The sequence below is a fragment of the Proteus appendicitidis genome (assembly GCF_030271835.1).
GTDB classification, from domain to species: domain Bacteria; phylum Pseudomonadota; class Gammaproteobacteria; order Enterobacterales; family Enterobacteriaceae; genus Proteus; species Proteus appendicitidis.
The window spans coordinates 384,575-400,962 of the sequence record NZ_CP127389.1 but is presented as its reverse complement, the minus strand read 5'-3'; the positions used below and the strand labels follow the sequence as shown (position 1 = coordinate 400,962).

Here is a 16,388-nt window from a genome sequence, read left to right as displayed (position 1 = left end):
ATAACTAACTAATAAATAATAATTAAATTAAACACACCAAACAGATGGTGATAATTTATTATCAATATTGATAATTTTAAGGTGAGAATGTGATGCACTCATTACTAAGTACCCTACAAGATGAAATCAGCAAATACACCGATGCCATTGCGGGTATCACTGGTACTGATGTTGAAATTATTGATAACAACTTAATTCGTATTGCAGGTACAGGTCGTTATCGCTATATGCTCAATCAAGATGTCTCTAGTAATGGATATATTTATCGCCATGTACTGCAAGTCCAGCAAACTATTCTGATTGAAGATCCAAAAGAAAACGCGCTCTGCCAGCTATGTCAAAATCGCTTAACTTGCACCGAAGAGCTTGATCTTAATGCACCAATTTTTCTCAATAACCAAGTTATTGGTGTAATTGGTATTATCTGTTCTAACCGAGAACAGAAAATGTTTTTGATGAAACAAAAACAAGCCTTTATCACTTTTATCGAACAATTTTCAGAGATGATTTCAAGTCGTGTTTTTGAATGTCTTGAAAGGCTTAGAGAGCAAGAGCGGTTTGGTACTTTTCGAAACTTAATTGATGTGATGGATAGAGGTGTTATCGCTATTGATAGCTTAGGCAAAATTTGGCATGCCAATCTTTCTGCTCTACGTTTTTTTGATTGTGAATTAATTGGGCAGTCTCTTGATATCGATATGACTGGCGATATTCTTTATGGTGATGAAGAAGCGTGGCTAATATTAAATCAACAGCGCTATCATGTTCTGTGTAAAAAAATCACCTTTTCGTCTATGGATAATGACCAACTCACTATGGTTATTTTCCATGATGCCCGCGATTATATGACGCAAGTAAATACCTTATCTGTTGATGAAAATCCTCACTCGCCTTTAATTGGCAACTCGCAAAATATGATCCAATTAAAAAGCATGTTAAGCAAAGTGGCTGTTAGCCATGCTAGTGTACTTATCACAGGAGAAAGCGGTTCAGGTAAAGAAGTGGTTGCTTACACTATTCACCAACAAAGCCTACGCACAAAACAGCCTTTTATTACCATTAACTGCGCAGCTATCCCAGAACAACTGCTAGAAAGTGAGCTTTTTGGTTATGTCCGCGGTGCATTTAGTGGCGCTGATCCTAAAGGGCGTATTGGTAAATTTGAATTAGCGCATGGTGGAAGCCTATTCCTAGATGAAATTGGGGATATGCCTTTACATCTACAAGCCAAACTTTTACGAGTGCTTCAAGAAAAAAGCATCACTCGTGTTGGCTCTAATAATATGATCAATATTGATGTAAGGATCATTGCTGCCACCAACAAAGATCTGCGTGAAATGGTCAATAAAGGGCAATTTCGTGAAGATCTGTTTTATCGCCTGAATGTCGTTCCAATCCATACGCCTGCATTACGTGATCATCGAGAAGATATTGCAGAACTTGCACAATTCTTTGCTGATGATCTGGCGTCAACCTATCAACGACCAGCTACAAAAATCCCCAACGTTGTTATTAACTACTTATATTCCTATGATTGGCCCGGCAATATCAGAGAGCTACGCAATGTGATTGAATATATGTATGTTATGCAAGGCGATACTATTGATTTAAACCTAAGCCATCTGCCACCATATTTGTTAGAAAAAACAGGAACGATAAATAATAAAAATGAATATTTATTAGAGCCTATGAAAGAGAATAAAAAAAATAATGATAACCCATCCCAATTAAATAAAGAGAAACATAATTTAAAAATAAAAAGACACCGTTTAGAACATCAAACCATCATGCAAATATTAGAGAAAACAGGGCATACTCTTGATGGAAAGAAAAAAGCCGCAGAAATTTTAGGAATAAGTATTGCTACGCTATACAGAAGAATGAACAAGTTATAATTCGATAATTACCTGTCTTTATTCCACTAACACTAGTAATCATTTTTAGACTATTTATTTTATGGATTTTTACTTATATATGTATGACAATTTTCTCTATATACCCAATATATACCCAATTATTTAAACTTTTGTCATTTTACTATGTAAAATTACTCTATATTTGTAACTAAATATATTATCAATTAAATAAACTTAAACTATTTTATAGTGGTACTTTAATTGCACATTAAGACAACTAAATGAAAATATTGAATTTTTATTTCTAATTTCATTGTAATGTTAACGATTATTTTATTTTTCATAAGAAAATTTTGTAACATTGTCCACAAGACATCATTAAATAAAGCCATTAAACTGCTTCCCAGTCAAAACCAATTAGAACGTAATAACGTAATCAGTATTATTTAAAAAATGATAATTTCATCTAAATATGACCTTTATCTAATTAATTAATACTAACAAGCTATTTTATAAAAGATTATATCTTGTTATTTAATTTATCTGTTTAAAGCACTTGTATATTTCAATGCTTTTACTAAATTTATAATTGGTAATAGTAAGTTAATCTCTAAATTAAATAGCATTTAATCTGTTTTCATTGAGAAAACAACTACTATTTATATAAATCTATAGAGGTCATAAAATGACTATTTCGACAAAAAAACTTCTTCCTATCGCTTTACTTGTTTCTGCAATAACGGCAAGTACGGGTGTATTAGCAGCTGAAACGCAGACAGGTACTTTATCCTTTAAAGGATTAATCTATTCTTCTTCTTGCATTATCGATATTAACGACACTAATTCACCTAATGCGAATATATTAATGGGTCGTTATCCTACCAGCGCATTTAGTGGAAAAGATTCGGAAGTGGGTGGCGAAAATGGTAATGGTAAAATTGAAATTACTTTAGAAAACTGTCCGCCAGTAGGGAAAGTGACGCTTAAATTAGATGGTAAAGCAGATAGCAGCTCAGACCAAACTTTAGCATTGGATAATCCAACGGATTCTAAAACAGCTCAAAACGTAGGTATCCGTATTTATAACGTTAAAAATCCATCTACGCCATTGGTGATTAATGGAAGTAAATCTGAAACTATTGATGTAACAGGTGCTGACTCTTCTTGGACGGCTGAATTTGTTGCTAAATATATTAGTACCGCAAGCACTGTTACTGCAGGTCAAGCTGATGCAACACTGAATTACACTATCACTTATCAATAATAATTAAGCGCAGGTTAATGATTTAACCTGCGCTTTTAAATAAAGGTTGTCATCGTTATGTCTTTTAAAAAAATACTTTTAGGGTTAGGACTCATATTTAGCACTGTATCATCAAGCTTTGCTGGTTTTGGCTTAGAAACTACCCGTGTTATTTATAATGAACAGAGTAATAACGAGGGCTTTGTTGCATTTAATACCGATAAAGACACCAACTATTTATTACAATCTTGGATTGAAGATCTTAATGGCAAGGTCACACAAAACTTTGTGATCACCCCTCCATTATTAAAACTTGTTGCACAGCAAAAAAATACGCTACAAGTCACTAAAAATACAACATTACCTAATGATGTTGAGTCAATGTATTGGATTAACGTAAAATTTGTCGCGCCAAGCAATGAAGATTTAGAAAATGTTTTACGTTATTCCATGACTAACAAAATAAAATTAATTTATCGCCCGCAATCTCTTAGTAATATTAATATTGAAGAAGAAATAAAATCTCTTAAATGGTCAATTAAAAATGGAAATTTAGTCGTTGTTAATAACTCTCCTTTATTTGTTAATATTGGAAAATTATCTATTAATAATCATGAAATAGAAGAGAATCCTGGTTATTTACCACCAAAATCCGAAACTATAATAAAAACAAATAAAATACCGAATAGCCAAAGTAAAATTCAACTTCTTTATATTGATGATTTTGGAAAAGGTGTTCCAGTAGATTTTAAATTATAACTAAGAGATTTAATTTAATATGAAAATGGAAAAAGGAATGGATAATTATTTTAATAAATCCTCACTCTATTTATTGATAGTAGGAGGTTTATTTACCTCCTTCAATACTTCAGCAGATGATTATTATCCACCTAATCTATTGAATATTGAAGGTAGTTCACAACAAGTTACCAATGAAGATCTCAGTGTATTTAGAGAATCATCTATCGCGCCTGGTCACTATTACGTTGATTTCTTTATTAATAAAAATCGTATTTTCAATCGTGAAGTAGAATTCGCATTAATGGATGATGCTGATAATAAAAAAGTCTTAGTTCCATTATTAACGGCTGATGAATGGTATCAGGCGGGTGTTGATATTCCGAGTGAATTAATTAATAAAGACGACAAATTTATTAATATTAGTCTTATTGATCACACAGTTGGCGTACTTGATTTAAACAGAAGTCATTATATTCTGACAATACCGCAAAAATATATTAACGAAAATAGGCTCCAACTTAACGAAGTTAATAATTGGGATTCAGGTATTCCTGCAGCTTTGGTTAACTATTCATTTTCATCATTTAATCGTCGCAGTAACGGTGAAACAAACGATAGCTATTATGGCAATATTCAAAGCCAAGTTAACGTTGGTGCATGGCGTTTTTATAATTATTCGACATGGGCAAGAAATGAGAATGGTGAAAATAGATGGAATACATTAAGTAACGTTCTTTCTAGAGATATTTATGCGTTAAAAAGTGAATTACAGGTTGGTGATCTTTATAGTTCATCTCAGTTATTTGACTCTGTTAAATATCGTGGGTTGAAGTTAATGACAGACCGCCTAATGACGCCTTACCAAAATAGAACCTATGCCCCAGGTGTAGTTGGCATCGCTAATTCAGAATCCATCGTGACTATTACGCAAAATGGGCAAATTATTTATAAAAAGAGCGTGCCCGCAGGACCTTTTAATATTATTGATTACTCCCCAATGAGTAGCGGAGGAAATTTATATATTAATGTCAAAGGATCTGATGGCTCCGAAAAGAATTTCATTGTGCCTTTTTCTTCTATTGCCAGTCTAGAACGAAAAGGCGAAATAAAATATAGCTTTTCAACAGGTAAATACGACAGCCACAATAGTGGTGATGGCACTTATTTAGCCCAAACTGAAGCTTTTTACGGTTTAACGGATTACGTCACACTTTATAGCGGCTTATTGGTTGCTGAAAAATACCAGTCTTTTGGTTTAGGTAGTGGAATTAACTTTGGTAGTTATGGTGCAATTACCGCCGATTGGCTCTATGCCAAATCAACGGTTAATCATGATGAATCTTTAAACGGTAATGCCTTTAGAGTTAATTATTCAAAAAATATTGAATTAACTAATACCAACGTTTCTGTAGTGGGTTATCGCCATTTTGATGCTAATTTTCTTAACTTCAATGATGCAATGGAGTACAAAGATAAAGAGTATCAGGCAAATGATGGGCTAAAAAATGAATATACGATGTCAATTAGCCAACCTTTATTTTCAAATAACTCATCAATAAACTTAAACTCTATTATTTATAAATATGCTGACGGCAAAAACATTAGCTCTTATAACATTGGTTTTAATAGCTCAATAAATAAAATTAACTACAGCATTTATTATACTTATTATGATGGTAATCGATTCGATAATAACGATAAAAACACTTATGATCTAAGTATGAATATTAGTATCCCATTAACGTGGAATGAAAACTATGTATGGGCAAACTATGCTGTCTCAACCAATAATAATGACCAAACCTTGCATACTGCACGTTTAAGTGGAACTTATGGCGAAAGAAATCAAGCAAGCTGGGATGTTTATCAAGGTTATGGCAATAAAGGCGTTAACTATAGCGGCGGATTAAATGGTTCTTATAAAACATCAAGCGCTATTGTAAATGCGGGTTATTCATACTCAAAAGATAGACAAAATCTTAACTACGGAATTAGTGGGGCTTTTGTTGCGACACAATATGGTGCTGTACTTACACCATCGTTACAACAAACAAACGCTTTAATTCTGACGAAAGATACTGCTGGCGTTGAAGTGATTAACGGTCAATCTGTGAAAACAAATGGTAGTGGTTTAGCGGTTATTTCGGGTATGTCTGCATATCAGAAAAACAGTATTAGCATTGATACTAAATCTATCCCAGCAGATACTGAGATTTCTAATAACATAATGAGTAATATTATTCCGACTAAAGGCGCATTAATCCTTGCTGACTTTGATGCTAAAAAAGGATTTAAATTCTTACTCACATTAGAAACACCTGATAAACGTGTTATTCCAATGGGTGCTCAAGCAGATCTTGGACAAACAGAAAAGCAATTAGTAGCCAACTTTAATCAACTTTATTTTGTTGCAGATAAACCACAAGGTGATATTCAAGTTTCTTGGAAAGCTGATGGTAAAACCTATAACTGCCATGCTAACTACAATGCGAAAAATGAGTCACCAACTAATGGGTTATATATTTTAACTGCTGAGTGTAAATAAGGAAATAAAATGACCAACTGCAAAAAGAAAACCAATAATTTATTATTTCTTACTTTTATACTTGGTTTATCTTCTACTCCATTTTATAGCTATGCTGCGCCAAACTGCGTTAATAATGGCGGTATTAAGCACGGCACTATGGATGCAAAAGCAGGTACGATTGAATTAACAGGTTCAATTAAAAAAAACCAAGAAATAGGCCGTTTTACCTTTGTACGAGATGGCTCTGACGTTTCTGTTGCAGATTGTCCTGATGGCGCTGAAGTTTATGCTTATGCAACATATAGTGAAGCCAGTGGTGTTATACCCACCTATTATATGGATATTGATGGCAGACCTGCTTATTATGTTGTCCGCAATGCCCCTATTGTTGGTTTAGATGATTATGCTTATGTGTTAATTGACAATAAAACACAACACTCTTTTAGAAGTCAGCCGGGGCAAGAGATCCCTGTTAATGATAGTAAACTTTATTCAAGAGATGCGACGGTTATTGTCTATTCCACTAAAGATAATCCTAAGTCACAACGTTTCACTACCCAATATATTGGCTCTGTGTTAATTAATCGCTTTAATTCTGGTGGTGGTACAACAGCGGTAGGTTTTAGTTATCGCCTTTCTGTTAATATTATTAGTGCGCCAACATCATGTAGCACTGAAAATACGAACCTTGTTATGAATCTTCCTAGAATATCAACATCTGCATTTCCTAAAATGGGTTTTCCAACTGAACAAGCCTACGCTGAAGATCATCTAAAAATTAATTGTACTGGCAATGTTTCCTCCAAAATAAAGCTGATGGCAAATAATACCGCAAGCTATGAAGGTCAAGAATCGGTTATTAAAGCAGATAATGAAGGTGGCCGAGATAATGCAGAAGGTATTGGCTTCGTTGTCACATCGCCATTAAGCAATAATACACGTTTAGTGAATAACCAATTTGTTAAACTGGCCGATTTAACCAGTGGCTCAACAAGTGTGCCGTTAAAAGCTGAATATTTCCGTTATGGTGAGGAAATAAAACCAGGTAAAGTTAATGGCTCAGCAAATTTTGTGCTTGAGTTTAATTAGATTTAATAGCGTAAGTTAAATAAAAAGATCACTCCACAAACCAATAACGCTATTAAATTAATTTTAATAGCGTTTTTTTATAAGTCACACTGTAAGTTGATTATTAATAAGGTATAATTTTTAAACCTAATATCGACTTAATAAAAATAATAAAAGTACTGATTTATCACATATTAATATCATGATAACTTACAAGGAAATCAATTAACATGAAGAAATATATATTTCTTTTCAGTTTTCTTCTCTCTGGATATTTAAGTGCAGCGCCTATCGATAATAATTCTGTAATAAACTTTGTAGAACAAATAAAAAAATCGATCAGCTCAAGTTTCTACGAAAAAGAGAATTATAAAGGCAAAGAATGCTTAATAAAGGTGACATTATCTGATGATGGAAGATTAATTTCAGCTGTTCCAGATGAAAGAAACACGAAAAATGATAAATCACTTTGTGATATAGGCATTGAAATTATTAAAGAAACAAAGTTTCCTTCACCGCCAGAAAATAAGAAGATCAGCAATAAAAATACGTTTTATATTGACTTTAGGCCGTAACTTGCAAGTAATAATGATTGATTAAGCGAAGATAATATAAAAAAGAAACAAAAAATTATAATTTTCACCTTAAGCTCTTTTTTCAAACAAACATGAGAAAGACATAAATCAATAAACACTTATTAATCATATCGATAGGTTAATTTAAATTTCAGTAAATTTTATTAGTTTAGTCAATTTCTATTTCATAAATTTTATGAAACTCCTTGCCTGCGTACATAGTGCCAGATGTATATCCATCAATTTTAATCTGAATAATTCCCTTTAATAATGGTATTCCAGTGATACTAATCTCATGGAAGTCCTCATCTTTTTGGGTTTTACCTTGAAATGTTAGATATGAAATCTTCGGACTCCATGTCAATCCAGAGTCTTGAGGTATTATTTTGACAGAAATACCTTTGGGGCTAATATATCCTCCGGATATATTAATTGTCGCATTATACGCAATGCCGGAGGTTCCTACTGGTAACTGATCAGGCGTTACTTTTGGAGTCGGGTTGCCGCAACCCATCAATATTAGTGATGCAAAAAATAAAATTATAATCTTCATTTTACAATATTCGCTTGAAAACAAGTGCACCAAATATATGGTTTAATACATAATTCAGTGATTTTTCTTTCTTAACCCAAGCCTTAACTTCACCCCAAGAAAAACAATTTAAATTCACCACAGTATCTAAATTAGTTTCATTAGTAAGAATCGAATCATCTGCTCCAGCAAGAGTTCCGTTCCAGACGACCCAATGATTTTTACTCGACGTGTCTTGGTTTGGTAAACCAGTTAGCATACCAGCAGATATTAACGAAACGACCAGATATCCTTTTCTCTAATATTCATTTAAATCAAGAATATCTTTAAAACTAGAGGAGGATAAACTTATGTTATCAAAAACTTTTTGGTAACCGACCTTTTCAAACCACTCAGATAACATCCCCCACATTGTGACCCCAGCAGCTTCATCTTCAGCTGAGCTATAACTAAATATGGCATTTTCAGAATCACGTATACTTGCTAACGTAACCCAATCTAAACCGCGCGCTTAGGTGCGGTCTTCACTTGTGCTGTTATCTTAGGCAGTGTGGTGAATAAAAGTATATAAGCCCTTTTTAAACCCTAAGTATCGAGATAAGTGATTGATTCTACCTCATCCTGATTTGCCTTCATTAACATTTTAATCCCGATTAAATAGGCTCATCACGTCTCGTTTTTTATGCCCTCAACAAGGAAATTGATGATGTTTTCACTTGAACAAATTATTTCTAAAAAAGTTTCGTTACGCCATCGTGATAATTTTTGGTTTCAGCACTTTGGCGCTATTCCACAATGGTTAAAAGACGCGCATTGGTTCGCGACGCAGGGCTGCGGAGAATTCAAGTGGTAGAGACTATTGACATTCGCGGAATGCTGGTTCATGCCCAGTCGGATGAAATCCGAGGTATTTATCTGTGAGTGGGGTTTGGCCGTCGCCGATGAACTCCATGATACTGATGGTGACGCAAGGAGATTTGGTGGGAAGCGCTATCTGATAAAGGATTGTTTAGTAACACAATGACAACAAAAACACCACTTAGCTCTCAAAAGCTAAGCATATCGATGTAATATCCCTTACACAGAGGTATAATCTTTCTCTATGATTTTATGGGAAATTAACAATCAGGTGCAGTTTGTTATAAGAAGATACTTGGTATGGACATATGAGCAGTGTTTTCGAGAGAGAGAACGATAATATTCGGGTACTTTCACTATTCTCCGGATGTGGTGGTATGGATTTTGGGATTACCTCAGCCGGTGAAGATATCGTCTTTGCCAGCGATGTTGTAGATAATGCCTGCAAAACATTAGAGAACTATTTCCCCGATACTGATATCAGGCATAGCGATATATCTCAAATTAAATCTTTTCCAGATGTTGATATTGTTGTTGGTGGCTATCCCTGCCAGTCATTTTCAATAGCAGGTAATAGAAAAACAAACAATGACGACAGAACAAACCTTTATAAGCACTTTCTTCGGGTATTAGAGATTATTCAGCCTAAATATTTTGTTGCTGAAAATGTTTCTGGCTTGAAACATTTGGGGGCAGGTAGTTTTCTGGAACAACAGCTCACGGCATACAAAGCTGCTGGATACCAGATCAATTATCATATGGTAAATGCAAGGGCTTACGGCGTGCCTCAGCCACGCAAGCGTTTGTTTATCATTGGTGTCAGGAACGATCTAGGGCAATACTTTGAATTTCCTGCTGAAACACATGGCAAAGTGACAAAAAAGAATCCCCATTTAAAACCCTATGCTTCACATGGTGAGGCTATAAGGGATTTACCTCTATGGCCTAAAGGTGTGTTTTATGAGCGACCACACTATCCTGAAGAGCATTTTTCATGGTATTTCATGTCCCGAAACCATAAAGCTCAATGGGATAGCCCTGCTTACACCATTGTCGCTAACTGGCGTCATGTGACATTACATCCTGCCAGCCCAGTGATGAAGTTAACATGGTCAAACCTGAAGGATGGCTGGAAGCAGCGCTGGGATTTTTCTGATGAATATGAGCATCTAACTGCGGATATTTCTCGCCCCAAGCTGGAACGGGTAAGACGGTTATCATGGCGGGAATGTGCACGAATACAAACTTTTCCACAAGGTTTTGAGCCTGTAGGAGATGTCGAGTCAAAATTTACCCAAATTGGTAATGCTGTTCCTCCACTACTGGCTGAGGTACTTTTTCGGCATTTGTTTTCTGGCACCGGTTTGAAAAAGATGACAGAGAACGGTAATTAGGCGGTGAGTATGAATGGTTCTTTCCCGGTTACTTTAGAACAATGGAATGCTGAACTAGTAAAGATCGTCTTTCTTGAGCCTTCGCATACGGGTTCGACCTTAAGTCGAATTGATACTACGGGACGTATTTTTGAGCAACTTGCAGGTCCACGTAGCAAAGAGGATGCTAAACGAAGTTTTCTGGCTTCGTTTGGAAAAGAGGCGTCTAAAATTCAGGCTGCTCTTAGGGATGAGTCGCGGTTAGATATTTTAGCGCAACTAAAAGGATATCCTACTTATTTTGCCATTTTATATTTAACATTACTTGCTGCTAGTGCTGATGATGAGACGCATGACGAAGGAAATTTTCGGGTTCGATTTTCTGTACTGCTCGGGTTTGATAAAAAGAAAGAATTTATTTTTACTGAATTACCCAATTTATGGAAAAGATTAGAAAGATGGAGCAGTAGAAAACAAAACTGTACCCGTTTAGTCCTTCCAGAACCATTAAAACGTGAAAGGTTAATTGGATATTCCAAGAGAATTGCTTTCCCCTGCTATAAGGATGAGGTTTTTTTACGGGATCTACTCGCCAATAATGAATTAGATAGCCATTCAACCTTTGAGTCAGTTAATAAGTTAGTACATCAATATATATCTTGTTTTGGCGAAGTTTTTAACCAGGAGTTTATTGAGTTCAGAACATTACTTTCAAAGGCTGTCATGCAGCAGGCTTATGACTCTCCTTTTTGGGGAGCCATTCGTGATATCACTGTACGTACAGAGAAAGAACAGCTCAAAGAAAATGGTAAGTATTGTATTCGCCTTGAGTCTAACGACTCAGGTAATCCAGAGATTTATCTTCTTATGGATGACGCTGCTGCCGCAGCCTCAGAAATTCAGCGTTATTACTCGTTGCCCAAAGAAATAGAAAACTATAATAATATATATTATGAACGAGATATGAGTTCCACATTAGACTCTCTAGATTTATTATTAAAACAACGGAAAGGTTATCTCTATAAATCACGAGTGGGGGCTGCACTGCGGTCTGGATGTTTACCGCTTTTTCGTGATGAGTTTTGTTATATTAGCTCAGAAGGAGAATATTATGATAATTCTCCACTCTATTTAATACTTCACCATAAATATGCAGACAGTATTTTTACAGCTCTGAAAAAGTCTGGCGAAAGAGCACAACGTCGGGATATTAAATCTGCCAAATGGTCGATAGTTTTTTCCGATAAAGTTGGCAGGCAAACACTGAATAAGATAGCCCAATTGTTACCAGAAGAAGCCCGTCGTTTTCTAATACAGGGATGGCGGCCTGCCCGACCTCGTATATCAGGCGCAGCACGGTTTGGACAGGCTATACTGCTTAACCCTGCCAGCACCCCCGTAATTTATATGCCTGAAGTACTAAGAGGATGCTATGTAATTAGCAATAAAGACGGAGAAGAATTAATGCATGGCTCACTATTTCAGGGGGCTGAAGGATTATTCATTCCACCAAAGGAGCTGATGGAAATATCTGGCCAGGCATTTTGTCGCTATGAACTTACGTTGGCGTATTCGGATATCCCAGTAAATTTTGATGTACACGTGTTAGATCATGCGCCTTACGCCACTTATTGTAAAATTCCAGAGCCGCATGATTGGATGACTGATGGACCATCAGGAATATTAATGATGTTAGGGGATACGGCAGTGTTCCCCTCACTGAAACGCGAAGAATTAATGCCATTGAGTGGTGCTCAGATGTTATGGCAGTATGAAAATGGCTCTCCTGTTACATGTCAATACACTGAATTACATAATATACCCGCAGCATTTGACTGGATCGCTGAAGCGCTGGCCTTGCGTTTTCAACACCGTAGCACATTGCCTTTTGGTGAATTAAAAAAACATATTAAATCAGTATCACAGGTAACGAGGATACCCGAATGGCAATTGCGTCGCATGCTCTTTGCCGCTGGCTGGCTTTGTGTAGTACAACAACGCCATGCGCCATATTCGTTAGTCTCATTGGCTGAAAGAACCATTTCCGTTGATATCACAGAACAGGGAATTATTGCCCGAATTATGGGGATGTTTACAAGAAGCGAACGTAATCTTCTACAAGAAGCACTTAATAACAGTGAGCGAATAGGGCGTCGGTTAGTTGAGGATAACAGCGGTTCAATGGGTTGTATTGAATTACATCTATCAGCCAGAGAGCGTGTCCATACTTTCATTGAACAGTTTGGGTTACGTTTGATTAATCACGACGATTTCCCGGTAAATGCTTTGAGCGGAGTATTGCTACCATTGTCTCAAATGCAGTTTATCCCGGCTTTACCCTCGGATCTCCATGTGTCGCTATGGCAAGCTGAAAAATACCAATGGTCGGAAGAAAAGCGGGTTACTCAAACGGCTAATAATCTATTGATGCGGTGTCAGGAAAAACAGCGTTATCGTTATTTTATTCGGCAGAATACCGGATACTGGCAAACCGATAGCTTCTCCTGGGCATTAATGGCTCAGGTGATATGTTCAGGAGAAACGGTTGGTGTTCGAAAAGGTGATAATGACTGGTGCTGGTCAACAAAAATCATTGCGTTACCGCCCTCCATTTTGCAGTGGTGGATCCATGTTGCCCATGGATGCTTGTCGATAACAGACAATGGTGGTTACTTATTTGTAGGGGGGAAAGTTCCACTCTGGGACAATGTAATAGACTTCCCCTCCCGCCAACGAGCATTGGCACGACGGAATAGAGTGCTGACAAAACGCAAGCTGCACAAAACCTTACAGTAAATTACAGAATCAGGTGGTAAGGAGAACGCTTAAGATGTCTAAAAAGAAAAGTATCATCAGCGATCGGCTGAGCCAAATGTACAACTTCGGTACAGAACCTCATGAATTGATCAGATGTTTGCAAGAGTGCAAGCAAAAACTCACCATAAATGGCGCTAAAGCGGATAATTTACCGAAAGGATCAGAGAAAAGATTACATTTTCTCCGTACGTTACCACCTAAGGCTAAACCTGTTGTGTCTGATTGGTTTCGTGAAAATTTGACGTTTTCTGAAAAAAATGATCCGCAAACTGTTCTTAGGGATCTGTTAAAAGTAGAAAGCAACACAGAAGATATTAAGCTATCTAAACCGCTATGGCGCACAGTTCTTGGATTCTATATTTCTTCTGACTGCCCTGAAATTATAATGAAATTCCTGAACGGTGAACAAATTGATTTATCCCAACATGGTGTTTCTGACGCCCTGACAATTAATGTCACTGATGAAGACATTGAGCAATGTGCTTTAATTAGCCAAGGTAAAGAAATTCCTATACCTGAGCGTACGATTCCACTGTTTGTAAGGGGATTGGTTGATGTACTCAAGGGATCACATACAGCTGAGAATCGATGGCGGACAAAGCTATCAGAACATTCTTTACCACTGGCACGAAAATTGGGTGAGCTTATTGATCAGTTTGAGGTCAATAACGACATTAAAGCGATGGATGGTACCTGTATAATACAGGCTCCTCCCGTTGTTTCCAAAGAAATCGACGGTATGATGGATGAAGTTATGTTCATTGGAAAAGTGTTAACGCTAACCGCGTCTGGCGCTTTTTTTGTTATGCCAATTGGTCTGTTAGTTGATGGCAACCCACGAGATCTCCCTGAGGTACTGGTAAAAGATTTTTACCCCCATAATGGGGAAGTTATTGGTTTTGAGAACCATTTCAGCAAAAAATTTACTCAGGGTGAAATAGCAATATGGAAAGCCCAATATCAGCTGTCCGATAAATCTGCTCAATATGTCATTACTGACTACCTATCACGCGTTTATCCTGTAGTTTCGCTGCCTCATGCCTCCAATGAGCCTGATGCTGTCAGAGAGTGGTTACTTACCAGATACCAATCGCAAAATGATACACCGGTAATTTTTCAGCTAAGTGACAACATCTCCCTGAGGTTGCCGGGGGACTTGCCTGATCCTAAAAAATATAACTTTGATATGCCGCTGGAAAGTTACCGTCAGGTCTCTCAAACACTACTTGGTTCTCATGCCCTCACGGTGATCACTGAGCTCCCTCAGGTGAATGAAAAATATGATTGTGCTGAAGCTAGCACGTGGATCAAACGCCTACTTAAACGAACCTATTCAGCAAAAGATTTTCCTCAATTTAGTAAAGTGCAGCTACAAAACTTAACCCATTTTATTGCTGAACATGAGCCTGATAATGAGGCATCCTATCTTCGTGCAATATCTCATCTGGAACAGATAGCAGATACAAGATCCTTTCTTAATGATACGACTCAACAGTTGCTAGGTTTACCTGATGTTGAGGCGCAAATTAATATTGAGAAACAGGAAATACTGACTCGTTACGAAGATGAACAATATCAGATTAAACAATCAATAACGGTATTATCTGAAAAAAAAATACAGCTTGAAAATGAAATAGCCGATCAGAAGAAAAAACTGAAAAAAGAAACCGACCGCATTAATAAAGTGCTAAGTCAGCAAGAAAATGAACTGGAACAACGGATTAAAAAGACCTTCGAGGCTGCATCTCAAGCGGGAGTGGAAACGCTGGCCCAGACAGCGTTACTGCGGGCGATAATCAAAAATGAAACAGCCCATGAACAACCTGCTCAACAACGAATAACATCAGAATCTGTAACCGAATCAGCAAATTCTAATTTGCCATTAGCTGAGACGAATGCCCTGACTCGTAAACATCAACTATCAGCGGCTATCGAAAAACAAGCATTGGCGACGGGACTAAGTGAATCTTTATTATCCAGCCTTATCGCCACGGCGAGTATTACACCTGCGGTCGGATTGATGGGAAAACAGACAAAACAGGCTATCGCCTCATTAGCGAACCTTTTAGCTGGTAACGTTTGGGGGGAAGTGTCGATACATAGTGATCATTTTAGTTTCAGTGATTTAATGAACTCCCCCACACTGGTCCGCTTATCTGGCGATACTCATACCTCGACGTTGGGTGATTTTTTGACTCAACAACAAGAGGCAGGGCTTGCTAGCATTGTTCAATTGCGTGGTTTTAACCGCACTCCGCCAGAAACTCTACTCCCTGAACTCCACGAGTGTTTGTTCAGAACACCCCATCCTGCCGCATGTAGTTGGGTGGATCGGCGGCAGACTCTACGACATTTATCCATCCGGCACCCAATACTTTTTTTACTCACATTCACTACCGGGAAAAGCACGTTTCCATTGCAGGCTCCTCTTGCTCACCAATTACCTCTATTTCTGGCAGAGAATATATGGTCGGATGAACGGCCATTTGAGGAAAATACTGACATCACGCCTTCTCGTATTACCCCAGAACTATGGCAGACAATCTATGTGGACAACCACCAACCGGTGCACCAGGCTTGTGCGCCGTGGGAAGCGCTAAAAGCAGCGCTACTCTCTTTACTCCCTAATGAACAAGCGCAAGCCGTTGCCCGTCTGGCTTACGGTCTCGGCCGTAATACAGCACAAGATATTGCGACCACGATTGACGCTCTTGCCCCGGAGTTAGGGCCATATGTTCAGGAAATGACTACCGGTGAATCTGCAAGCGTACTTGAGCACCTTTTCCAGTTATAAGCAA

General features: G+C 37.2%; 10 protein-coding genes and 1 pseudogene. 10 read left to right on the top strand and 1 reads right to left on the bottom strand.

All coding sequences use genetic code 11. The annotated features are described in order from the left end of the window. Nucleotides 1-92 precede the first annotated feature (92 nt). From QQS39_RS01995 to QQS39_RS01970, 6 genes are all read left to right on the top strand, one after another. On the top strand, nt 93-1,895 hold the full coding sequence (locus QQS39_RS01995) for a sigma-54 interaction domain-containing protein (RefSeq protein WP_151434064.1): 1,803 nt from the start codon (nt 93-95) through the stop codon (nt 1,893-1,895). A 646-nt stretch (nt 1,896-2,541) separates the two neighbouring features. Continuing rightward, nucleotides 2,542-3,120 (top strand): fimbrial protein, encoded by a 579-nt coding sequence (locus QQS39_RS01990; RefSeq protein ID WP_285805292.1) that lies wholly within the window; start codon nt 2,542-2,544, stop codon nt 3,118-3,120. 57 nt (nt 3,121-3,177) lie between these two features. Then, nucleotides 3,178-3,858, top strand: a complete 681-nt coding sequence (locus tag QQS39_RS01985; protein ID WP_285805291.1) for a fimbrial biogenesis chaperone — start codon at nt 3,178-3,180, stop codon at nt 3,856-3,858. A gap of 19 nt (nt 3,859-3,877) precedes the next feature. Continuing rightward, a complete protein-coding gene (locus QQS39_RS01980; RefSeq protein WP_285805290.1) occupies nt 3,878-6,385 on the top strand; it encodes a fimbria/pilus outer membrane usher protein in 2,508 nt (835 codons plus the stop codon). Nucleotides 6,386-6,394: 9 nt separating this feature from the next. After that, nucleotides 6,395-7,456, top strand: a complete 1,062-nt coding sequence (locus QQS39_RS01975) for a fimbrial protein (RefSeq protein WP_285805289.1) — start codon at nt 6,395-6,397, stop codon at nt 7,454-7,456. Between the two features lie 209 nt (nt 7,457-7,665). Continuing rightward, complete coding sequence (locus tag QQS39_RS01970; protein ID WP_151434060.1) at nt 7,666-8,010, top strand: cell envelope integrity TolA C-terminal domain-containing protein; 345 nt, start codon at nt 7,666-7,668, stop codon at nt 8,008-8,010. A gap of 169 nt (nt 8,011-8,179) precedes the next feature. Here QQS39_RS01970 and QQS39_RS01965 read toward each other — a convergent pair whose 3' ends face one another. Continuing rightward, complete coding sequence (locus QQS39_RS01965; RefSeq protein ID WP_285805288.1) at nt 8,180-8,563, bottom strand: hypothetical protein; 384 nt, start codon at nt 8,561-8,563, stop codon at nt 8,180-8,182. A 786-nt stretch (nt 8,564-9,349) separates the two neighbouring features. Here QQS39_RS01965 and QQS39_RS01960 point away from each other — a divergent pair. The 4 genes and pseudogenes from QQS39_RS01960 to QQS39_RS01945 all read left to right on the top strand — a co-directional run. Further along, a pseudogene (locus QQS39_RS01960) lies at nt 9,350-9,540 on the top strand (GNAT family N-acetyltransferase); the annotation flags it as partial. A 237-nt stretch (nt 9,541-9,777) separates the two neighbouring features. Then, nucleotides 9,778-10,794, top strand: a complete 1,017-nt coding sequence (locus tag QQS39_RS01955) for a DNA cytosine methyltransferase (protein ID WP_285805287.1) — start codon at nt 9,778-9,780, stop codon at nt 10,792-10,794. Between the two features lie 9 nt (nt 10,795-10,803). Next, on the top strand, nt 10,804-13,569 hold the full coding sequence (locus QQS39_RS01950) for a hypothetical protein (protein ID WP_285805286.1): 2,766 nt from the start codon (nt 10,804-10,806) through the stop codon (nt 13,567-13,569). Between the two features lie 34 nt (nt 13,570-13,603). After that, nucleotides 13,604-16,384, top strand: a complete 2,781-nt coding sequence (locus QQS39_RS01945) for a PspA/IM30 family protein (RefSeq protein ID WP_285805285.1) — start codon at nt 13,604-13,606, stop codon at nt 16,382-16,384. Nucleotides 16,385-16,388: the final 4 nt, after the last annotated feature.

Bases quoted from the DNA above. Each gene is read 5' to 3' on its own strand.
- QQS39_RS01995 (WP_151434064.1), top strand. From the start codon at position 93: ATGCACTCATTACTAAGTACCCTACAAGATGAAATCAGCAAATACACC.
- QQS39_RS01990 (WP_285805292.1), top strand. From the start codon at position 2,542: ATGACTATTTCGACAAAAAAACTTCTTCCTATCGCTTTACTTGTTTCT.
- QQS39_RS01985 (WP_285805291.1), top strand. From the start codon at position 3,178: ATGTCTTTTAAAAAAATACTTTTAGGGTTAGGACTCATATTTAGCACT.
- QQS39_RS01980 (WP_285805290.1), top strand. From the start codon at position 3,878: ATGAAAATGGAAAAAGGAATGGATAATTATTTTAATAAATCCTCACTC.
- QQS39_RS01975 (WP_285805289.1), top strand. From the start codon at position 6,395: ATGACCAACTGCAAAAAGAAAACCAATAATTTATTATTTCTTACTTTT.
- QQS39_RS01970 (WP_151434060.1), top strand. From the start codon at position 7,666: ATGAAGAAATATATATTTCTTTTCAGTTTTCTTCTCTCTGGATATTTA.
- QQS39_RS01965 (WP_285805288.1), bottom strand. From the start codon at position 8,563: ATGAAGATTATAATTTTATTTTTTGCATCACTAATATTGATGGGTTGC.
- QQS39_RS01955 (WP_285805287.1), top strand. From the start codon at position 9,778: ATGGATTTTGGGATTACCTCAGCCGGTGAAGATATCGTCTTTGCCAGC.
- QQS39_RS01950 (WP_285805286.1), top strand. From the start codon at position 10,804: ATGAATGGTTCTTTCCCGGTTACTTTAGAACAATGGAATGCTGAACTA.
- QQS39_RS01945 (WP_285805285.1), top strand. From the start codon at position 13,604: ATGTCTAAAAAGAAAAGTATCATCAGCGATCGGCTGAGCCAAATGTAC.